The organism is Oscillospiraceae bacterium (assembly GCA_025757985.1).
Lineage (GTDB): Bacteria > Bacillota > Clostridia > Oscillospirales > Ruminococcaceae > Gemmiger.
Map to the genome: position 1 here is coordinate 2329173 of CP107210.1, position 22667 is coordinate 2351839.

General features: G+C 58.0%; 16 protein-coding genes. 10 read left to right on the forward strand and 6 right to left on the reverse strand.

From position 1 onward, the window contains the following. Nucleotides 1–21 precede the first annotated feature (21 nt). The 3 genes from OGM67_11180 to OGM67_11190 are packed head-to-tail and all read right to left on the reverse strand — an operon-like array spanning nt 22 to nt 3587. Complete coding sequence (locus OGM67_11180) at nt 22–1599, reverse strand: extracellular solute-binding protein (GenBank protein UYJ34139.1); 1578 nt, start codon at nt 1597–1599, stop codon at nt 22–24. Nucleotides 1600–1645: 46 nt separating this feature from the next. Next, nucleotides 1646–2578: a carbohydrate ABC transporter permease gene (locus tag OGM67_11185; GenBank protein UYJ34140.1), complete on the reverse strand. Its 933-nt coding sequence runs from the start codon at nt 2576–2578 to the stop codon at nt 1646–1648. A 19-nt stretch (nt 2579–2597) separates the two neighbouring features. Then, nucleotides 2598–3587 (reverse strand): ABC transporter permease subunit, encoded by a 990-nt coding sequence (locus tag OGM67_11190; GenBank protein UYJ34141.1) that lies wholly within the window; start codon nt 3585–3587, stop codon nt 2598–2600. A gap of 580 nt (nt 3588–4167) precedes the next feature. Here OGM67_11190 and OGM67_11195 point away from each other — a divergent pair. Beyond that, nucleotides 4168–7434, forward strand: coding sequence for a hypothetical protein (locus OGM67_11195; protein UYJ34142.1), 3267 nt, complete (start codon nt 4168–4170; stop codon nt 7432–7434). 63 nt (nt 7435–7497) lie between these two features. On the opposite strand, the gene OGM67_11200 is transcribed toward OGM67_11195, so the two are convergent. After that, on the reverse strand, nt 7498–9801 hold the full coding sequence (locus tag OGM67_11200; GenBank protein UYJ34143.1) for a helix-turn-helix domain-containing protein: 2304 nt from the start codon (nt 9799–9801) through the stop codon (nt 7498–7500). Between the two features lie 323 nt (nt 9802–10124). On the opposite strand from OGM67_11200, the gene OGM67_11205 reads away from it, so the two are divergent. The 8 genes from OGM67_11205 to OGM67_11240 all read left to right on the forward strand — a co-directional run bounded on the left by OGM67_11205 (nt 10125) and on the right by OGM67_11240 (nt 19619). Beyond that, complete coding sequence (locus OGM67_11205) at nt 10125–11498, forward strand: MATE family efflux transporter (GenBank protein UYJ34144.1); 1374 nt, start codon at nt 10125–10127, stop codon at nt 11496–11498. After that, a complete protein-coding gene (locus OGM67_11210) occupies nt 11498–13585 on the forward strand; it encodes a hypothetical protein (protein ID UYJ34145.1) in 2088 nt (695 codons plus the stop codon). The genes OGM67_11205 and OGM67_11210 overlap by 1 nt, the downstream gene beginning before the upstream one ends. 29 nt (nt 13586–13614) lie before the next feature. Continuing rightward, on the forward strand, nt 13615–14424 hold the full coding sequence (locus OGM67_11215; protein ID UYJ34146.1) for a gluconate 5-dehydrogenase: 810 nt from the start codon (nt 13615–13617) through the stop codon (nt 14422–14424). Between the two features lie 860 nt (nt 14425–15284). Further along, entirely contained in the window at nt 15285–15698 is a 414-nt protein-coding gene (locus OGM67_11220; GenBank protein ID UYJ34147.1) for a tyrosine-type recombinase/integrase, read from the forward strand. 536 nt (nt 15699–16234) lie between these two features. Then, nucleotides 16235–17326: a hypothetical protein gene (locus tag OGM67_11225; protein ID UYJ34148.1), complete on the forward strand. Its 1092-nt coding sequence runs from the start codon at nt 16235–16237 to the stop codon at nt 17324–17326. After that, nucleotides 17307–17657 (forward strand): TnpV protein, encoded by a 351-nt coding sequence (locus OGM67_11230; protein ID UYJ34149.1) that lies wholly within the window; start codon nt 17307–17309, stop codon nt 17655–17657. Before OGM67_11225 ends, OGM67_11230 begins: the two co-directional genes overlap by 20 nt. 161 nt (nt 17658–17818) lie before the next feature. Next, nucleotides 17819–18127 carry a MobC family plasmid mobilization relaxosome protein gene (locus tag OGM67_11235; GenBank protein UYJ34150.1) on the forward strand — a complete coding sequence of 103 codons (309 nt, stop codon included), beginning with the start codon at nt 17819–17821 and terminating at the stop codon, nt 18125–18127. 88 nt (nt 18128–18215) lie between these two features. Next, a complete protein-coding gene (locus OGM67_11240) occupies nt 18216–19619 on the forward strand; it encodes a putative DNA binding domain-containing protein (protein ID UYJ34151.1) in 1404 nt (467 codons plus the stop codon). A gap of 134 nt (nt 19620–19753) precedes the next feature. On the opposite strand, the gene eutH is transcribed toward OGM67_11240, so the two are convergent. Then, nucleotides 19754–20812, reverse strand: a complete 1059-nt coding sequence (gene eutH, locus OGM67_11245; protein UYJ34152.1) for an ethanolamine utilization protein EutH — start codon at nt 20810–20812, stop codon at nt 19754–19756. Between the two features lie 5 nt (nt 20813–20817). Continuing rightward, nucleotides 20818–21942, reverse strand: a complete 1125-nt coding sequence (locus OGM67_11250; protein ID UYJ34153.1) for an SIS domain-containing protein — start codon at nt 21940–21942, stop codon at nt 20818–20820. Between the two features lie 209 nt (nt 21943–22151). Between OGM67_11250 and agaB the strand changes: the two genes are divergently transcribed. Continuing rightward, entirely contained in the window at nt 22152–22628 is a 477-nt protein-coding gene (gene agaB, locus OGM67_11255; GenBank protein ID UYJ34154.1) for a PTS galactosamine transporter subunit IIB, read from the forward strand. The last annotated feature ends 39 nt before the right edge of the window (nt 22629–22667 follow it).

The following is a 22667-nucleotide window of genomic DNA, read 5'->3' on the forward strand; positions in this document are numbered from 1 at the left end:
CGCTGCGGCGCTCACATTCAATTAGGCTTTATCTGCTGCGTACAGGGCGTTGACTTCCTCAATGACCTGCGTGCCGCCGCGGGCATTCCACTGGTCGAAGGCAGCCTGCAGACCGGCCTCGTCGATCTGGCCGCAGATATACTGGGTGCGGGCATCGTCCAGAATCTGGACAAGGTCGCTGCCGCACTCGGCGTAGGTGTCGGACTGGGTCAGGTAGCCCAGCGCGGGGTTGAACACGGCATACTGCACATTGTTGGCAATGCTCTCCTCGTAAGCCAGCTGATAGTCAGCCTTTTCAAGCTGGTAATCGGGGTTCTGCTCGGTCAGGTAGGGGACATAAGGCACAGCCTGATTCAGACCTGCGTGCGGGCAGTTGGTGGTGTCGTACTTGCCGTTGGGAACAATCTTGCCGTTTTCGTTGATGTCATAGCAGATGTCCTTCAGACCGTAGTCGGCCAGCGCCATCATCTCGGGGTCGCACATCTTGTCAAGGAAGTGCAGGCAGGCCTTGACATCCTCCTCGGTCTTGGCGCCGGACTTGGTGATGAGGTAGAAGCCGTTGTAGCCGGTGGTGGCAAGGGTGTGGCCGTTGATGGGGCCGACAGAGGTCATGGTTGCAATCTTGGAGGCATCGTTTACATCGGCAATGGCGTTGTCCTCAAAGTATTTCCAGATGCGCTTGGTGCCGTCCATCGTGTCGACAAAGACACCGGTGACGCCCTTCTGGCTGTCGACCTGGAAGTTGGCAGTGTCTACAGTCGCCCAGTCGGGGCGAACCAGACCGTCGGCGTAGATTTTGCGCATCCAGTCAAGGGCTTCCTTATACTCAGCGGTCTGGTGTACGGGAACCAGCTTGCCGTCCTGCTCGACCCAGCCGTTGCCGCAGCCGAACCAGGTCTGGATAATATCCCACGGGCCGGTGTATTTGCACATTTCCAGACCGTAGGTGTCGTTGGCACCGTTGCCGTCCGGATCGTCATAGGTGAACTTATAGAGCATGTCATAGACATCCTCGACCGTCTTGGGGGCCTCGGTGATGCCCACGGCCTCGGCCCAGTCGGTGCGGTAGCCCAGACCGTTGCGGCCGATGGCGCGGGAGCGGGGGATGCCGATGATCTGGCCGTCCACGGTCAGGCCCTTCAGAACATCGGGGCTGATCTGGGACAGGTTGGGGTAGGCCTCGCTGTCCTGCAGGTATTCGGTCAGATCCCAGAAGGCGCCGCGCTTGGCAGCATCGGCTGCGTTGGCGTTCTGGTCCAGCGTCTTGGTTGCGGTCAGGATCATCGGCATGTTGTCCTTGTCCATCAGGGTCAGGCCGAACTTCTCGCTGTAGGTGTCATTGGCCTCGGTGCGCCACTCGACATGGGTGCCGGTGTAGGCCTCGTACTTGGCGATGACCTCATCGGAATGTTCATTGCTCAGCACATGGCCGGTGAAGTCGGGGATCATAAAGCTGACGGTGGGGGTGCCGGAGGCAGCGCTGTCCGCAGAGGAAGCAGCGCCGGAAGCGGAGGTGCTGTCGGAGGCGGAGCCGCCGCAGCCTGCGAGCATGGCGGCGGACATCGCCAGCGCCATAGAGAGGGCAAGTGCCTTTTTCATTTTCGTTTTTCTCCTTTTTGTATAAAAGTGGTTGTATTGCTTGGTATCAGCCCTTGACCGAGCCGACCATGACACCTTGGGTAAAGAACTTCTGCACAAACGGATAGATGCAGAGGATCGGCAGGGTGGACAGCACCGTGGTTGCCATCTTGACAGCCTTGATGGGCGGCATACCGGCCGCGCCCCAGTCAAAGGTGGAATCCTCGGCCACCTGCGTGGTCAGGAACACCAGACGCCGCAGCACGATGGTGATGACCTCCATGTCGGAGTTGTTGATGTACAGCATCGCATTGAAGTAGCTGTTCCAGTGGCTGACCGCGTAGAACAGGCTGACCGAGGCCAGCACCGGCGCGGACAGCGGCAGGATGATGCGCACGAAGGTGATCAGATCGTTGGAGCCGTCAATGATGGCGGCCTCCTCCAGCTCCATGGGGATGCCCTGAAAGTAGTTCTTGATGATGATCATGTTGAAGGCGCTCATCGCCGTGGGCAGCCAGAGCGCCCAGTAGGTGTTGCCCAGATGCAGCACATTGACCACCATAATGTAGGCGGGGACCATGCCGCCGGTGAACAGCATCGTGACGATGACCATATTGATAAAGCCGTTGCGGCCCTTGAGGTAGGGGCGGGACAGCGGGTAGGCGATCGTGCAGGAGACGAACATATTGATCAGCGTGCCGATCACGGTGACGATCACCGAATTTTTCAGTCCGCGGAACACATCGCCCTGCTTGAGGATGTACTGGTAGGCGTTCAGCGATACATCCTGCGGGATCAGGAAGAAGGGACGCTCGGTCAGCTCGCGCTCGGTCGCAAAGGAGCCGGCCACCACATAGATGAAGGGCAGCACACAGGCCAGCGCCACCAGCGCAATGATGACATACAAAAGAACCTGTACAGCCTGATCGCCGGGAGTGCGGGCTTCCAGCGTGCCGGTGGCGCGCACCTCGTCTTTCTTATGGGTAAAGGGCATTGTCATTGTAGCACAGCTCCCTTCTTTAGTACAGGCCGGACTCGCCGCACAGCTTGGCGATCTTGTTGGCGGTGACGACCATCAGCATACTGATGGTGGACTTGAACAGGCCGGTGGCGGTTGCCAGCGAGTACTGGCCGCCCGTGATGCCCTTGGTGTAGACATAGGTGTCAAACACATCGGAGGCTGCGCGGTTCATCGAGTTCTGCATCAGGAAGATCTGCTCGTAGCTGGTGTTCAGAAGCTGGCCGACCTTCATGATCAGCATCAGGACAATGGTGCCGCGGATGGCGGGCAGCGTGACATGCCACATCAGCTGCCAACGGCCTGCGCCGTCAATCTTGGCAGCCTCATACAGCTGCACATCCACACTGGACAGCGCCGCCAGATAGATGATGGTGCCGTAGCCGGTCTCTTTCCAGATATTCTGGCCGACGATCAGCGCGGGAAAGAGCTTGGGGTCGCTGAGCAGGTCGGGCGCATTCGCGCCGAAGATCTGGGTCAGCACATGGTAGATGGCGCCGTCCGTGGTGGAGAACATCTGGAAAGTCAGCGCCGCCACAATGACGATGGAGACAAAGTGGGGGATGTAGACCAGCGTCTGCGCTGTGCGCTTGAACCATTTGCAGCGCAGCTCATTTAAGATCAGCGCCAGAATGATGGGGGCCGGGAAGGCGAAGAAAAGGTTGGCCAGCGAGATAGACAGCGTATTGCGGAACAGCGTCCAGAAGTCCGGGCCGGTGAAGAGCTTTTTAAAGTACTTCAGCCCGACAAAGGGGCTGCCGAACACAGATTCCAGAATCGTGTCGCCGTTGAAGGGGCTGAAATCGGTAAATGCCATATACAGGCCCGTCATCGGCAGGTAATTGAAGATGATCATGTAGAGCAGCGCCGGCAGCATCATGAGATATAACCAGTAATGCTGCATGAACGCCTTGCGCCATGTGTTGTGGCCCAGCTGTTTCTGGGCGCGGGCATTGGCCTTGCTCTGCTTGACCGCAGCGGTTTGTGCCATAAGCGTTTCCTCCTTGCTTTGTGTTCTCATCAGCCGGCGGCCGCGGTGCTTTGGTCAGGATCGCGGGCCCTCGTCATCCGGCGGCGGCTGTTTCGTTGCTTCCATTGTATCCCCTGCTCTGCGGATTTGGCTACAATCAAAAGCATGCGAAAATTTTCATTATATTTCACGATGCAGCGCAATTATCAATGCAGATGACACACAAAACAATCCTTATATCTACCGGCACTATCGTTTGCTGTTTCGGGTTGAAATTGTGAATATTTTATACATGGTGCCTGCCTGTTTTGTGCATTTTGACAAATGGCGTTTTTAGGCCTGCTGCAGCCTCACGGACTGCGGAGGCTTTACCGCACGGCCTTGCCCTGACTGCCCCGCTTTGCCGGCGGGGTTGGGTCACTCCGCCCCGCTGCCAGCAAACAGGTCCTGTTTCCATATCTTGATATTTATCGCTGCACCGCACTTTCAAGACCTTCTGCCCATCAAATGACACTTGTTTTTCGCCGCGGCAGCGCGTATGATAAAGATAAGATCGCGGGCCTGCAACTGTATACAGCACATCTGACAGGGAGAAAACGCTATGTCTACACTGCAAGGCGAAAGCTTTTATTTCCACCACGGCTGGCACTTTTTGCGGGCAGATGCCTTCCCCATGGCAAAGGCCGTTGACGCGCACCGGGACGCTGAGGGGCACGCCTTTTACGAGGCCGACTACCAGGAAACCGGCTGGCAGCCCGTCACGCTGCCCCACACCTTCAATGACGAGGATCTGTTCCGTGACCGCATTCAGGACGGCGGCAGCGGCCAGCGCCGCACGGCAGCGTTCTACCGCAATATTCTCACTATCCCGCCGCAGCACAAAAACCACAAGGTGCTGCTGGCATTTGAGGGGATGCGCCAAACCTGCTACCTCTATGTAAACGGCACGCTGGCCGGCTACTATGAGGCCGGCGTTGCGCCGTTCGGCTTTGACATTACCCCCTATGTGCGGTACGATGCGCCGAACCTCATCGCTATTGCGACCGACAACACCGCCACCCGCAGCGCGCCGTTCTGCATTGCCGAGACCCCCAACAAGCCCGATGTTGTCCCCGGCAGCTATCTCTTTCCGCAGGAGCAGGCCGTCCCCGCCGACCGCGTGGGCGTCCCCTTTTTCTGGAACTGCAACGACTTCAATCCCTCGGTCGGCGGCATCACCCGCCCCGTGCAGGTATTTTTCAAGCCCGATGTCTATCTGACGCTGCCGCTCTACTCCAATTTGCAGACCAAGGGTCTCTATGTCTACGGCCAGAATTTTGATTTAGACAACGCCACGGCGGATATCCGGGTCGAGGCCGAGGTCCGCAACGAGGGCAAGGTCCCCGTTTCCGCCCAGCTGCGCATCACGCTGCGCCGCCCGGACGGCAGCGTTGCCGCCATCTTTGACGGCGCCCCGGCCACCGCAGCCCCCACGGGCCGCGCCGTCCCACCGCTGAGCATCACCCCGGCGGACGCCTATATCCCCGATGAGGCTGTGCCCGGGCATTACCGCCCTGTGGAGGACGAAAGCCTGCCCGCACCGACCGCCACGGATTCCATGGCGGTCACTGTACTGCACGCCGGGGCCGACACCCTGCCGCTGCGCTTCTGGAGCATCGACGACCCCTACCTCTACACCGTGGAGGCCGAGCTGTTTGTAAACGGCGAAAAGACCGACGCCCAACAGCTGACGACCGGCTTCCGCGCCGTAAGCTACGACAAAGACCGGGGCCTGCGCATCAACGGCGCGGTGCAGTGGCTGCGCGGCTACGCCCAGCGCGCCGCCAACGAGTGGGCGGCCATCGGCATTGCGCCCGAGTGGCTGCACGATGAGGACGCCGCCCTCATCCGCGAGAGCAATGCCAACCACATCCGCTTTATGCATGTGGCGGGCAGCCCCGCCGATGTCCGTGCATTTGACCGCCGCGGCATCGTCTGCACCCAGCCTGCCGGTGACAAGGAGAAGGAGAGCTTCGGCCGCCAGTGGGACCAGCGCGTAGAGCTGATGCGCGATGTCATCATCGCCTTCCGCAACCACCCGTCCATTCTGTTCTGGGAGGCCGGCAACAACTCGATCTCCCGCGAGCACATGCGGGAGATGCGGCTGCTCAAGCAGCGGCTGGACCCCCACGGCGGGCGTTTTATGGGCTGCCGCACCCTGAACACCGAGGAGGTCGTCAACGAGAGCGAGTATGTCGGCACGATGCTGAACCGCCACGCCGCCCGCTTTTTGTCGCAGCACGGCCCCGTCACCGAGACCGAGTACAGCCGCGAGGAGGCCCCCCGCCGCATCTGGGACGACTTCACCCCGCCGGATTTCGACTACCGCAACCGCTGGGTCGGCAAGGGCGGCAAAAAAGCCATGGGGTACGACTTCTACGATCTGACCAGTGAAGATCTCGCGCTTGAAAATGCGCGCGGCTACGCCGAGTTTTTCAATGATCGGATGGGCGGTGCCTCCGGCAAGAACTACTACAGCGCCTGTGCGGCGCTCTGCTGGACGGACTCTGCCCAGCATGGCCGCCAGTCCTACAGCGAAAATGCCCGTATGAGCGGCCGCGTCGATCCCTGCCGAACCAAAAAGCAGAGCTTTGACTGCTTCCGCGTTATGCAGAGCGAGGTTCCCGCCGTCAAGATCATCGGCCACTGGAACTACCCCGCCCTCACCGCTGCCAACTATCGCTATGAAGAAAAGCGCTTTAACGGCACCTATTGGGAGGGCACCGGCGTCTGGCACACCCGCGACCCCCACAATAAGACCGTGTATGTGGTGGCAAGCTACCCTGTTGCCGCGGTCGAACTGCTCGTCAACGGGCGCCGTGTCGGTCGGTGCGACAAGCCGCAAAACACCTTTGTGTTCGCCTTCCCCGGTGTGGATGTGACCCAATCCGGCTGGATCGAGGCCGTGGGCTACGGCTATGACGGCACGCCCGCCGCGTCTGACCGGCTGGAAACCGCCGACAGCCCCGCCGCCCTGCGGCTGACGCTGCATACCGCACCGAGCGGCCTTGCCGCCGACGGGGCCGACATCGCCTATGTCGATATTGCCGTGCAGGACAGCGCCGGGCGGATCTGCCCGCTCTGCGATGCGCGCATCGACTTCACCTTGGACGGCCCCGCGCAGTTTTTGGGCGGCTACAACAGCGGCCGCTTTGCAGGCTACGGCCACGACGACAGCGTCATCCACCAAAACCATGTCTATGCTGAGTGCGGCACCAACCGCGTATTTCTGCGCGCGGGCACAGCGCCCGGCACCATCCGCCTGACCGCCGTGATGGGCAGCCTCCGCAATGTCATCACGCTGCAGAGCATGCCTGCCGACCTCTCACCGCTGACAGCCGCACCGCTGCCCTGCCGCCTGCCGGACTATGCCGCCTGTGCGCCGCAGCGCCGCGATGCGTTCGTCCCCATCCCGCAGGCCGATGCAGCGAAATACCAGCCGGAGGACAAGTGCTACACCAAGATCCTCGTCAACGGGCAGGAGCCGGACACCCGCGGCGTGCGCAGCGTCAACGAGAACGGCCGCGTCTGGGGCGCGGTGCTCTGCATTTTGGAGCGGCTGCAGACGGTCATCCCCGATGCCTTCCGCTATGATTGGAACGCCGCCGGGGGCTGCCTGACGCTGCACAGCGGCGGGCAGACCGTAACCGCGCAGGTCGGCGTCACCCACCTGCTGGTTGACGGCAAGGAAAACCTGATGGACGGCCAGCCCTATCTGACCGCCGAGGGCGCGCTGGTCATGGAGGTCAACGCCCTGATCCCCTACATCACCGGCACCCGCACCCAGTACGATGACAAGGTCAATGTACTGCGCATAGAAACCGAATAACAGCAAAGACCGCACCCGAAACGCATCGGGTGCGGTCTTTGCTGTCGGTGAGGGAAATCCCCCTCACTTCTTCTCGTTCTGGTAATCCTTGCGGTATTTGCCGGGGGTCATGCCGACCTTTTTGCTGAAAAATCGGATGAAATTCTGCACATTGGAATAGTTCAGCGTCTCGGCGATCTGCACGACCGTCATGTCGCTGGTCAGCAGCAGCTCCTTGGCCATCTCCAGCTTTTCATTGTTGGCCAGATCGCTGAAGCTGGTATCCTTCTCGGTGCGCAGCACCTTCCAGATATAACTCGGGTTATAGTTCAGCCGGTCGGCGCACTCGTTCAGCGTAATGTCGCCGCGCGTCTGCTTGATCAGCGCCAGCACATTCTTGACCAGCTCGCTGGAGCTGCTCTGGCGGAACTCAGTCAGCAGGTCCATAACAGGCACGGCCACCTCGTCCATCAGGAAATTCTGCATCTGGTCGGCGGTGTAGATCTTGCCGATCGTCTCAAACAGGTTGGCCTGCCGGTCTGCCAGCACCTGATTGACCGAAAGCCCGGCGTTTTCCGCCACGGCCAGCATGGCCGCCACCAGCCGCTGGATGTAAAACTGCCGCTCATACCCGCGGATGTTCTTTTCCAGCATTTTGGCGGTAAAGCGCTCCAGCAGGTGGCGCACCTCCTTGGCCTTGCAGGCGGTTACAGCTGCCGTGATCTCATGCTCCAGCAGCGTATCATAGCCGTTGCGGGCGCACTGCTCGTCGGGCGGCTGGTAGTACAGCATCTGCCCGCTTGCCTCGGGGGCATCGGCCTCCGGCAGGCGCAGGGCCTCCCATGCCTCCTGCGCGGCCAGCTGCATGTGGTGCAGCTTGTGGAAGGGGCGGCTGACGCCCGCGCGGCAGCTGACCCCCAGCGCGGTGCGGATGCTGCGCGCCGCCGCCGTATATACCACGCGGCAGGCCTCGTTCAGATCAGCCTCCTCGCCGCCCACGACCAGCAGCAGGGTAAAGTTCAGCATTACGGGCTGGAACGCGCAGCGGCGCAGCAGCTCGGTGGGCATCGTCTGTATGGCGGTCAGCAGCATCGTCTCCCGCACCGGGCCGGAGGTGCCCGCCGGGGTATCCAGCGCCAGCGCGATCAGCCGATACGCGGGGCAGACTGCCAGCCCCAGCTTCTGCATCGTGTGGCCAGCGGCCTCATCGGTGACCTCGCTGCGGATCAGATTTTCCACAAAGCTCTGCTGCAGGCGGCGGTTTTGCTGCTGCATCAGGCTTTGCATTGCCTGCTTGTCCCGGGCCACCTGCTTGACACCGGCGGCCAGATAGGCAAACTCCTCCTCATCGCTGCCGGGCTGGCCGAACACACCGCTGGCCGCGTGCATCAGATCATCCACAGGGGCGTACAGCACACTGGTCGAGCGGCGGCAGATCAGCAGCACCGCCACCAGTCCCCCGGCCAGCACAAAAGCGATCAGAATCACCATGCCGGCGGTAGCCGCCAGCGTGCGCTGCGGCAGCGCCGCATAGTAGGTCAGCCCGTTCACGCCCATCTTGCCGCTGTTCAGCCGCCAGCCACCCAGCACGCAGCCGCCCTCGGCGGGGGTGTCGGCGTCCAGCAGGGCGGTCAGCGCAGCAGAGGTGCTCAGCACGGTCTTGCCGGTGAAATCCCGCGCGGCAATGCTGTAGCCGCCGGTCTGCCAGCTCTCGGTCATCTCATACAGCGGCGAAAGATCCAGCTTGACGATCAGCACCGCATAGCTGCCCGTGCGGTAGGAGCTGCTGCGCAGCACGAGCAGCTCGCCGGTCAGATCCACCGTGTTCAGCGGTGTGTCTGCCAGCGCGGGGGTGGGCTGGTCGGTGCGGTTGACCCACATCATGGCAGCATGCTGCTCCGCCCATTCGTTCAGCAGGTGGGCGACCTCATCCCGGTTGGCGGCATCAGCCAGCCGGTACATGCCGTTGTTGCTTAAAATCCACCCGCTGCGCAGGTTGATGTAGGTATACCCCTCGACATATTTATCCACCAGATTGCCGCCGCGCATGGCGGTCTGCATATCGCGCACAAGGGTGTACTCGCTGTACGGCGGCACAGTTTTTTGGCACAGGGTCTGGTAATTGTCCGCGCTGACGACCGCGCTGTAGTAGGCGCGCAGGTTGCTCAGCGCAATTTCCATCTGCGTCTCGACATTCTCCCGCGCCGAGGCCAGCAGGGCATCGCTGCGCGTGACGGTCTGCCGGTAGTACACCACGCTGGACAGCACACCCAACAGCAGCAGCGGGGCGGTGACAAGGGTCACGAGATAGAAAAAAATACGGTTCTGATAAGCAGAGTATCTGCGCTTGTCGCGCGTGCTGTTCTGTCTTGTCAGAGGCTTCCGCATACAAATTTTACTTCCTTTTTACTGAATTTGATTTTAACGATAGCACATTTTGCGCCGCAGAGGCAAGCCCTTTTGCGGCAAATCTTGCTGTCAATGTTACCGATTTTGTCCATCTTTGTTTGTGGAACCTGCACAAAACGGTAAAAAAGCACGCCCTCCCACCGCCGCAAAGGGCGTGATTGTTTTTTACACCGCACTGCCGAAATTGCTCGCCGCATCGTTTATATTCATCCAAAAACCAAAGGATAATGATTGTTGCAACCGGCGCGGTTTCCTCGTACAATATGGATAAGAAAATCTGTCATACCGGGGGGGATAGGGCTATGCCGTCTTACCGAAAATCCGCACAAGTTGATATGACCCACGGCTCCGTGCTGGGGCGCGCGGCGCTGTTTGCGCTGCCCATCTGCGCCGGCAATATTCTGCAGCTGCTGTACAGCACGGTGGACACGCTCGTCATCGGCAATTTCTGCGACACTACGGCGCTGGCATCGGTGGCGACCAGCTCCCAGCCGCTCGAAATTCTGCTCTGTGTCTTTGTGGGCATCGGCTCGGGCATCTCCATCCTCGTATCGCAGGCGGTCGGCCGCGCCGACCATGACCAGCTGCAAAAGCTCGTGCGCACCTCGGTCTGGCTGCTGTTTGCAGCGTCGCTGCCGCTGACCGTCATCGGGTTCCTGCTGGGTCCGTGGATGCTGCGGCTGATGCAGGTCCCGGCGGACGCCATGCCGGGGGCGGTGCTGTATCTGCGTATCACGATGCTGGGTATTCTGGGCAACATGGGCTATAACTTCAACGCCGGTCTTTTGCGCGGCATAGGCAACAGCTCGTCCTCGTTGCTGCTGCTGTTTATCAGCTGCGCCGCCAACATCGTACTGGATCTTGTGCTTACCGGCGCGCTCGGCCTTGGCATAGGCGGCGTGGCGGTAGCCACGGCGATTGCACTGTTTTTGTCGTGGATATGCAGCATTTTTTACATTCGCCGCCGCTGCACAGAGCTTGCGCTGCCTGTTTTGCCCTGCGGCTTTGATGCCGGAGCCCTGCGCCAGATTGTGCGCATCGGTCTGCCGCTGGGGCTGAACTCGGCGCTCTACTCCATCGGTCACATCTTTTTGCAGGTGCTGTACAACCTGCAGGGGTCGGTTTTTGTGGCGGGCTGCTCGGTGGCGGGCAAGGTCGGCGGGCTGGCCAACATCACGGTCACCTCGCTGTCGCAGGCGACCTCGGTGTTTGCGGGGCAAAACCTCGGCGCACAGAGCTACAGCCGTCTGCGCAGGGGCGGCTGGCTGCTCCCGGCGGCCTCGGGGCTGCTCTCCCTCGCAGGCGGGCTGCTGATGGCGGCCTGCTGCCGCCCGCTGCTGCTGCTTTTTACGCAGGACGAGGCCGTGCTTGCCTTTGCCGTGCGCTATATCCGCGTTGTGCTGCCGTTCCAGTGGTGCTATGCAGCCTTCAATGCTATTATGAGCTTTGCCAACGGCATGGGCGAGATCCGCTATTCCACCATCGTCAACATCATTCTGCTGTGGGGTGTGCGTATCCCGGCATCCTACCTGCTGGCGTGGCTGGGCTACGGCGGCTACGCCATGGCGGGTGTTTCGCTCAGCTTTGTTGTCGGGCTGCTGGCGATGCTGTTCTACTATAAATCCCACGCATGGGCGGACATCTGCGCCCGCGCCGAAGCACAGGAGGCCGCATAATGAAGTTTCTTGCCCAACTGCAAAACCCGCCCAGAGAATTTACCGCCATCCCGTTTTGGTTTTTGAACGGCGAGCTGACCGCTGAGGAGCTGCGCCGTCAGCTGGCGGACTTTGCCGCCCACGGCATTTACGGCGTGGTACTGCACCCGCGTATGGGGCTTAGCCCCGACATCACCTATCTGAGTGAACGCTACTTTGCCCTTATCCACACGGCTGTCGAAGCCGCCGCCGCGCTGGATATGAAAATCGTTTTGTATGACGAGGGAATGTACCCCTCTGGCTCGGCCTGCGGCCTTGTGGTGAAAGACCACCCCGAACTGGCCAGCGAGGGCATCACACTGACCCAAACCGTTTTGCCGGGGGACGAGCTGCTGGCACAGGCGGAAAACGGCGCGCTGGTCGTGCGCAAAAGCGGCGGCACGATGCGCGGGCTGCACTGGGGCGAGGATGACGGCGAGAAAAATGCTCCCAAGACTGCTGATATTCTGAACCCTGCGGCCGTCAGCCGCTTTATTGAACTGACCCACGAAGCCTACTATCGGGAACTGAAAGAGTATTTCGGAGCCGCGATCATCGGCTTTTTTACCGATGAGCCGAGTATTTTGGGGCGCAATGTCAGCGGTATGTTCCCGTGGACGCACGGCTTTGCCGAGATTTTCCGCCATGCGGGCGGCAACGCCGCCAACCTCACCGCCCTGTTTGACGGCAGGGAAAACGACGATACAAGGCTGTATCACAAGCTGCTTTTGCAGCGCGAGGGCGAGGTCTACTATGGCACACTCTCCCGCTGGTGCGAGGCGCACGGCATCGGCCTGATGGGGCACCCCCACCAGAGCGATGATATAGAAGTAGAAAAATACTTCGCCGTGCCGGGGCAGGATCTGGTGCTGCGCTGGCTCGCCCCCGAAAAGGACGGCTTGGCGGGCATCGACTCCACGATGGCCAAGTGCAGCGCCGACGCCGCGCGGCTGATGCACCGCCGCCGCAACGCCAACGAGTGCTTTGGCGCCTGCAACAAGGACGACAACCCGTGGCAGCTTTCGGGCGGGGACATCAAATGGTACACCGACTGGCTGGCGGTGCGCGGGGTCAACCTGTTTATCCCGCACGCCTTTTATTACAGCATCCGCGGCAAGCGCAAGGACGAGCGCCCGCCCGATGTCGGCCCCCACAGCATCTGGTGGGCGCATTACGAGGCGTGGAGCACCTACTGGCGGCGGCTGTCCTGGCTGATGACCGACATCGACCTGCATGCGGAGGCCGCCGTGCTTTGCCGCAACCGCGACCTCTGCCCCGACACCGTGCGCCCGCTGTTTGAGCGGCAGATCGGCTTTCAGTACATTCCCGAAAGCTGCTTTCCCGCCTGCACGGTCGAGGACGGCGCGCTTTGGTTACACGGGCACCGATACACCGCCGTGCTGGGGGATAAGGCGCTGTTCCCGGACGCTGCGCATCCGGAGGTTTCGGCGCTCGAGCCGGACTGCCGCTGCGACCCGCCGCAGCCCATGCTGCGCTGCGCCTATTTTAATAAGGAAGAGCGCGCCTGCTGGCTGCTTGTCAACGAGGGCAACACCTCCATCAAGACCCGGCTGACCCTGCCGGTGGATGCTCCGCTTTGCCGGTACGATCTGTGGAACGGCCAGCCCTGCGCCTGCCCGGCCGAGCGCACCGCCAAAGGGGCCTGCCTGCCGCTGGAGCTGCCCGCGCGCGGCAGCCTGCTGCTGTTCACCTGCACTGCGCGGGAAAGCGAGGCCCTTCCCCTGCCGCCTACCTATCTGTCGCTGGCCGCACCAGACTTTACCCTTGCGGACGAGGACGCGGCCCATCTCACCAAGACCTACCGCGCCACACTGCAGATCACAGCAACGGAGCTGCAGACCGCCACGCCGCTGCTGACCCTGCCCGGGCAGGAGATGGCCGAGCTGACTGTCAACGGCCAGCCGGCGGGCGTCTCCTTCTGGCCGCCGCACAAATTCCCGCTGGCGGGGCTTTTGACCCCCGGCGAAAACACCCTGACGCTGACCCTGACCGGCAGCCCCGCCAACCGCTACGGCAAGCACCCGGTGCCCTACGGACTGGAAAGATAAATCGTTTTTATTCAACAGGAGGTACTTTTATGTCTGTCTGCACACCCAAATCCTTTGACCTGACCGGCAAGGTCGCGCTGATCACCGGCGCATCCTACGGCATCGGCTTTGCCATTGCCACCGCTATGGCCAATTGCGGCGCCACCATCGTTTTCAACGACATCAAGCAAGAGCTGGTGGACAAGGGTCTGGCTGCCTACAAGGAAGCCGGCATCAACGCCCACGGCTATGTCTGCGACGTCACCAACGAGGATGCCGTCAATGAGATGGTCAAGAAGATCACCGCCGAGGTCGGCCACATCAATGTGCTGGTCAACAACGCCGGCATCATCAAGCGCATCCCGATGATCGAGATGACCGCTGCCCAGTTCCGTCAGGTCATCGACGTTGACCTGAACGCACCGTTCATCGTTGCCAAGGCTGTCATTCCCGATATGATCGAGCAGGGCGGCGGCAAGGTCATCAACATCTGCTCCATGATGAGCGAGCTGGGCCGCGAGACTGTCTCCGCCTACGCCGCTGCCAAGGGCGGCCTGAAGATGCTGACCAAGAACATTGCCTCCGAGTACGGCAAGTACAACATCCAGTGCAACGGCATCGGACCCGGCTACATCGCCACCCCGCAGACCGCACCTCTGCGTGAGATCCAGCCCGATGGCTCCCGTCATCCGTTCGACCAGTTCATCGTTGCCAAGACCCCCGCTGAGCGCTGGGGTGTGGCCGAGGATCTGGGCGGTCCCGCTGTGTTCCTCGCTTCCGAGGCTTCCGCCTTTGTCAACGGCCTGATTCTTTACGTTGACGGCGGCATCCTGGCTTACATCGGCAAGCAGCCGGGGTAAGACATTGTTCCGACGCTGTTCTGAGCCTTTCTGATTTTGTTTCTGGTTTAGCTGCTTCGTCCATCAGGATTTTCTATAGCCTTGTGTGCTGTTCAGGAAAATCTTGGTGGATTTTTTAATGAAAAGTGGATTCCCATTTATTTGTACAGAGTGAATCAGAACTGATTCACTTTTTCGAGTCAAGATTTTTGGATGAATCAGAAGTGATTCACTCTTGAGAGCATATACGAATTTGTGCGGGTATCGGGTTTGTTTGTCACCGTTTTAGGGGTAGACATGTTTTGCTAGCATAGCATGTGGTCATCCACATGCACATTTCTGGGGCGTACCCCAGACCCCCGCGCTGTTCTTGCGTGACGATAGTGACGCAGATGACGCTTGTGACGCTGTTTTGAGGATATCCCTATACCATATCCCGGATTCAGCGTCATTAGCGTCATCTGCGTCATTCTGATTTTGTGTTTCTCGTAGCATCATTGTTTTTGTTTCGAGCAGTAGTAAACTGCAAGCGTCATTTCACTATAAGCGTGACGGTGATGACGATGGTGACGTTCTTTCTTGCATACCCCTACCCATATCCCATAAACATCGTCACTACCGTCACCATCGTCAATTAAAACAGGCAAGCCGTTTTAATCTGTGGCTTGCCTGTTTTAATTTTGAGTAATGTGGCAGGGTTTTTGCCCCGTTGCCTGTTAAAATGGATTTAGATATTTTGTAAAAGTGCAAGGGTTTTTAGCACAATGGGTGGATATGCTGGTATTGAAGTGTATTTGGGCATTTAGTCAGATGCGAAATCTTTAAAATATTTTTTCTTTGCGACGCGACATATTTGACCGTTTCTCAGCGGCTACGACCACATGCTGAAGGATGCCGACGTTGGCCACTTTACCTTCCACGCTTTGCGCCACACCTTTGCCACCCGCGCACTGGAACGCGGTATGGATTACAAAACGTTGTCAGCCATCCTCGGTCATTACTCCGTAGCATTCACAATGGGCACCTATGTCCACAGCATGGACGAACACAAGCGGAACGAAATGAATAAGATGGATGATATGTTCGGGGTGCAGTACAGCATTTCGGTAGAGAACCAACCTTATCCGGTTCTTTGTACAATCACAGCGGACGGCTGTACTGCGCACGTCCCGGATTTCCCCAGAATCGCAGTTCACACTGCCACATTGGACGCTGCCTTGTTAGAGGTCAAGCAGCAGATTCAAAAGGTCCTGCACCAGTACAAATACCCGCCGATTCCCACCAGACAGGAGTAGATTGTCGTACCGGACAACAGTGTGTTGGTACTGGTGAAAGCAGAGTAGGACAGTCACACCGCACCTATATTTACCTGTCAGCTGCGCAAAATTTATCCACAAAAAGCGCCCCGGCTGTTGAAAATTTCAGCAGCCCGAGCGCAGTCATTTTTGCGTTTTGGGGTCATTTTGGGGTCAAAGTGACCGAAAAGTGACCACTTTTGCCCCAGACAAAGAAAAAGAGCGTTGAAATTTATCGTTTCAACGCTCTTTTGTTGGTTGCGGAGACAGGACTTGAACCTGCGACCTCCGGGTTATGAGCGCATACCGATCTGTTTCTGTACCTTAAAGATACGCTTTTCTTCGATTTTTGCGTTTCTTGTGTACCTTAAAGGCACGTTTTGCGTGGTTTTACCGCGATTTTGCCTTTATCTGTTACCACCTTAGTTACCACTTTTTAAAATTAAGAACAACTCCTAATTTTTGTCTGTTACCCTCTGTTTCGGAAGAATTCGGCATATTGGGATTATCAAACTCTTCTACCATTTGGAGGGAAAATGAAAAATCAAGCAGCCAATAACGGCACTTTTATCCCGAAGCCCGGTTTTACTGTGGTGCAGAACAGTGTCGCCCGCGACTGGAACCTCAGCAGCGGCGCATTGGGGCTGTATACACGCATCCAAAGCTATATCACAATGGAGAACATTACCCTCACCAAAGGCAGCCTTATGGAGCGCGTGCCGGAGGGAGAATACGCCTTCAACACGGCATGGAACGAATTGAAAAGCAAGGGGTATTTGTTCATCCATGTGTATCCCGGTGAAAAGGGGCGCTTCGTCTATCAGTATGAACTGCGCCCCGACAACAGCGGATGGGACGGTGCCTACCTTTTCTACCATGACCGCAACGGCGATGTGAAAAGCACCAATCTGACACGAAACAAAACCGAAACCGCCGAACAGCCTGCTGAAAAAGCAGCCGCCGACCACCACCCCAATTACCACCCCGGTGGTAACCACCATAGTGGAAACCACTGCGGTGGAAACCGGGGCGGTAATATAAAACTAAATCATAAAGAAAAACTCATAAAAACTAATCTATCAATCTCTCCTGCGGCAGAGCCGCCTGAAGGCGGGGGAGAGATGGATGAAAACGCTTTGGAAAACATAGTTCTGCCCGCGCTGACAAAGCACAAGTCCATTCCGCAGGCGTATATGGCTAAGCCCGCCCTTATGCAGGCGGCAATCCGCTACCTGACCGGATACGACTTCCGCCAGCAGCATCCGTATCAAGCAAATGGCGTCACGGATGACGCCCGCCAAAGCGCATTTGGGCTGCTCAATACCTGCCTTACCGAGATGTGCTGTGCCACCGGCGCACAGTCGTATCGCGGTGCGCTTGTCACTGCTGACAAGGTGCTGGCTGAAATCAGCTGCGCCAGCAACGGTTGCGAGGAGGACGGCTTGGAACCGTATGTGGAGGATGTGCTGGATACCTTTTTGCAGGCAATCACCACGCGGAAGGTCAAAAATCTGCCGCAGTACATGAAATCGCTTTTGTGGACAAGCCTTGCTACCTACAAACTCAACACCATCAGCGGTATAACCGCGCCATACAAGGAGGTCAAAAATGTCTACGGATTACACTAACGTAAACGGGTACTTGGTTCCGTCGTTTGCCCTGCCCACGGGCAGCACACCGCCGTTGGGCAAATACGGTGCGATGCGGGCGCGTTTTCTTGACGAGCATCGCTCCTTTGAGCGCGACCAAATGCTGCTGGACGGTACGCTGGCACAGCACCTTGCCGGCATCGACAGCGAGGCACACAATCAGGTCTACGCGCTGGTGCGCCGGCTTGCAGAACAGCGCGGAGTCACCGAGGATCTGAAACGGCATCACCCTTTGGAATGGGCGGCTCAGATGCAAGCTTTGCAGGCGCAAGCCGAGGAAATCGTGTGCTGTGAGTTAATTTATATTTAACTCTTTTTCAGAGGGCTGTTCCCGCATGGAAATGCGGGAACGTCCCCCGCGCAAGCACGGCATCTTGCCGTCATGACGGCATAACGCCCACTTGTCAGGGGAATACCCCTGAAACCCCGTCCCTCATTTTGTGGCTTTTGATTCAAAAGGATATTGACACAATGATATACAGAACCAAGAAAATCACCGTGCGGCTCACCGACAAAGAGTACGCCAAACTGCGCGAGATGAGCGAAACATCCGGCTTGAAAATGGAGCCTGTCATTCGGAAGTTGCTTGTCGGTTACGAGATTCGACCGCGCCCTAATGCCACCTACATCAAGCTCATAAAGGAGTTGTCTGCGGTGGGAAATAACCTGAATCAGATTGCCCATCTTGCGAACGCAACCGGGAAAATTACAGAGGACCAGTGGAAAGAAACGCATCAGCTTCTGGAAAAGATATGGGATTTCTGCGCGTATGAACTTTGATTTCAAAAGATTATTTGAAAAACGCCCGACTTTATATTATACTGAAAGCACCGATATTTCGCGCAAAAGGTGGTCGGAACAGATGGATATGGAGAACTTGATCGGTGAAACAACCGAATATGACAAGAAAGCGGCGCTTGAAGTACGAAAGCCCAAAAGCTGGTGCAAGAGTGTCAGCGCTTTTGCGAACACGCTGGGCGGTGCGCTGATTTTCGGCATGGCGGATGACGGACAGATCGTTGGGTTGACCGAACCCGACAGTGACGCCGAGAAAATCAGCGAGATCCTCAAGACGCGCATGGAGCCCATCCCGGAGTTTCGGCTGCGGTTTCACAAGACCGAGGACGGCAAGGTGCTGCTAATCCTTGACGTGTTCAAAGGCGAGGAAACGCCCTACTATTACTCCGGCGACGGCACATTAGAGGCGTTTGTACGCATCGGAAATGAGAGCGTCAAGGCATCCGCCACCGAGCTGAAACGCCTTGTTCTGCGCGGCAGAAACACCTCCTACGACTCTCAGATGACGCTTTACAGGGTGGAGGACTATGCCTTTTCCAAGCTGCGGGAGCGCTATAAGAAGTGGACGGGAAACAGCTTTGACAACAAAGACCTTGTTTCCTTCGGTCTGGCAGACGAAGGCGGCTTTTTGACAAATGCCGGCGCCCTGATTGCCGATGAAAGCCCGATCCGCTGGTCACGGTTGTTCTGCACACGCTGGAACGGGCTGGACAAAAGCGGCGGAACGATGGACGCGCTGGACGATGCCGAGTATTCCGGCAGTGTGCTTTCTCTGATTGAAAACGGCGAGGCGTTCATCAAGCGCAATGCCCGCATGATGTGGCGCAAAACGCCCAACTCGCGGGAGGAACTGCCCGAATACGTTGAGCGCAGCTACCACGAGGCGCTTGTCAACGCGCTGGCGCACCGCGATTATCTCGTCTACGGCAGTGAGGTCCACATTGACATTTACGATGACCGCTTAGAGATTTACTCGCCGGGCGGTATGCCGGACGGGTCGATGATCCAGGACCGCGACCCGCTTACCGTGCCGTCCACCCGGCGCAACCCGGTGTTGGCCGATGTGTTCAACCGCCTTGGCTACATGGAGCGCAAGGGCAGCGGCTTTGGGAAAATTCTGAACGGCTACAAAGCGCAAATCAACTACACCGAGGATAAGCGTCCCACATTCCGTTCTGACCGCTACCAGTTTACGGTCGTTATGCCGAACTTGAATTACAGTGTTCCTCAAGGTGTCAGTCAAGATGTCACCCAAGATGTCAGTCAAGATGTCGCTCAAGACGATTTGGATGCAAAAATCATCGCGCTCATCAAGCGGAACAATAAAATCAGCACCGAAAAAATGGGCATGATGCTGGGTGTAAGCACCCGAACCGTTCTGCGGCGTATAAAGAAGTTAGATAATGTTCACTACATTGGTCGCGGCTTCAGCGGGCATTGGGAAGTTGATAATCAATCAAAAACGGGTATCTGACAGTGAAGCGGGAAATTTTCTAAGGCATCGCCGCACAATTCTCGCATTATAGACATGCGTGCGGCTCACAGGGAACGCTATAGGAAAACACCAACACCCCCAACGGGCTTTAGCTGCCCGTTGGGGGTGTTTACTCAGGTGGTTTTGGGTGTTGTTTTCAGGCAGAGCACCACTGCCAGCAAGCCGCTTAAAAGGCGGCCTGCCATCATCGGCAGGGCGTGTGCGGGGCTGAATTGCAGGGTAAATGCCAGAAAATCGCCGACGCTGTAAGCAGCTACTACAGCATAGGCCGTGTTCAGTGTGATGCCGCGTTCCTCCAGCGTATCAAGACTCAGCAACGTGGGGATGCAGTTGGCGGACGTCACGACCAGACCGGTGATGGAGGCAGGCTCCAGCTGCAGCCGTGCGGCCAGCTTGGCCAGCGGTGCGCTCAACAGCCGCTGTACAAAGGCGAAAAACGGCAGGATCCCGGCAAGAAACGCGCCGATACTGCCTATGACCGGGTAGATTTCCGCCAAGGGGGTCAACCCCTCCAGCAACACAATACCGGTCGTTTCCTGCAAAACGGAGATGCAGAAGCCGAACAAGGTCAGGCCGCGCACCGCCAGAGAGATGCCGTTGAATATCGGGCCGATCGCATTGCTGCCGGATTTGAAAAGCAGCAGCAACAGGACCGCTACTGCCAGAACAGGCCATGTGTTGTGCAGCAGAACCGACAAGGGGATGCCGCACAGCACCCCGGTGAGCAGGCAGCCCACCGGCAGGATCAGAAAGCCGAGAAACAATCCGCGAACGGCAGCGGCTCGTTTGGTGCCTGTCAGCCCACCCAGCGCCAGCGGAATCGTACCGTTGATCGTGGCACCGAGAAAGGCCGCCACGATCAAACCATTATACAGCCCGGCGGCGGGTTCCTGCGCGATCTGCGCGGCCAGCACGGCACCGCCTGCATCGCAGCTCAAAAACAGTGAGGCAAACAGGGAAGGGTCACACCCCACGGCGGAAAACACCGGCGTGATAACAGGCGCCAGATGGGTCCCCAGCCACGGTGCCAGTGCCATAAAACCGGTCATGAGCAGCAGCAGATCCACCACGGCGGCAAAGCCCTGCCGGAAGGCACTACCCAACCCTAGCCGATCACCTAACAAGGTGTCCGCAGCACCCAGGCAGAAAAATACAGCAGATATCCACGCCATCGTTCTTACGCACGACCCGGCGTGTCTTCACTGAAGGGACTGTTGACATAGTTGGCGCTCTTGGAGGAAACAAACTTCTCCATCGCGCGCTGCAGCGGGTGCTTGTTCCAGCGGTCCAGATCATCCGTCAGCCGGCAGGCAGTCATCTGGAAGAAGGGCAGCCAGCACAGCGGGGTGATTTCCTCCGACACATCCATAGGCACATACATAACATTGTGCTCGTCCTTGTAATCGGCGCAGCGCGTCAGCAGGAAAGCGTTATCCGTCACAATTTTGGTACCCTCAAAAATGCGGTGGATGCGCTCCGTGCCCTCGCCGCCGTCAATCAGAAATACGCTGTAGCGGGGGGTCATCTGGATGTTGGGGCCGTGGATGTACTCCTCGACCTCATAGGCAGCGGTGGGGATGCTGACGGTCTCGCCGAATTTCAGTGCGCCCTCGCTTGCGGTGCCGAGGTTGGCACCCACGCCGCAGACATAAGCGTTGGTCATGCCGGACAGCTGACGGTAGTGCTCTTTAATAAAGGAAGGGGTCTGTGCCTGTACGGCGGCATTGATGTCTGCGGCCTTCAGCAGCTGCTGCTTGACGGCCTCACCCTCGGCGGCAGTTTTGATGCCCAGACGGACAGCCGCCTCCACGGCAAACAGCATAAAGAAGAGTGCCAGCGTGGTGACACCGCGGGTGACATAAGCGACCGTTTCGCGACCGACACCGTAGTTGGCAACAACATCGCACACCTTGCCCAGATCGCTGTTGACATCGCCGGTCAGACCGATGCAGCGGCGGCCCTTTGCCTCAATGACCTTGATGGCGTCCAGCGCGTTCAGGCTGTAGCCGCTTTGGCTGACGACAACGACCATATCGGTCTCGCTGAAATCATTCTCGCTGGATACAAAATGAAACGGGGTGACGATCTTGACCTCGCACTTCAGATGGCGGCGGATAAACTGCCGCGCACAGAGTGAGCCGTTGGAGGAAGAACCGCACGCAACGATCCAGATGTTCTTGTAGCCGCCGCTTACATACTCATCCACAAGGGGCTTTGTCAGCGCGGCGCTGTCGGCGACATTGTTGCGGATAAACTCCGGGCAGTCGGCAATGTAGTCCAGCATAGTCTTTTTGTGTTCCATAAAGCAGTCTCCTTCACGTTTTGTCTAAATTTCTAACGCTTACTTTGTGTAAAACGTTAAAATCTTCGGGAAGTCCCCGAACTCTATTGACATTATACCACAGCTTTGGTATATTGTCATTACAATATTACAAAGATTTTAGAGAAAATTTCTAAAAATTAAGAAAAAATCTAAAAATCTTTGCAGCATTTTACAAGGAGGAAAAACTTATGCCTGATATTTTGATGACAAGAATCGACAATCGCTTAGTGCACGGGCAAGTCGGTGTGGCGTGGACCACCGCCTTACAAGGTGTCAACCTTATTGTTGTGGCGGATGATCTGGCAGCTGCTGACCCGCTGCAGCAAAGCCTGATGGCTGCCACCGCGAAAAGTTCCGGCTGCGGCATCCGGTTCTTTACGCTGGACAAGACCATTGCAGTCATTCACAAGGCATCCGCCAGCCAGCACATCTTTCTGGTCGTGCGCAACCCGCAGAGTGCCCGCAAGCTGGTCGAGGGCGGCGTTCCCATTGATAAACTGTGCATCGGCAATATGCATGTCGGCCCCGGCAAGGAAGTGACCGGCGATGTGCACGTTTATATGGACGAGAAGGACAAGGAAGACCTTCGCGCCATCCGTGCCAAGGGTGTGGATGTCTACATCCAAATCGCACCCGGCGACCACAAGCTGGACTTTGAGAAGTAACCCATGGTTCCGGCTCTGCAGGCGGTCTGCAGAGCAAAA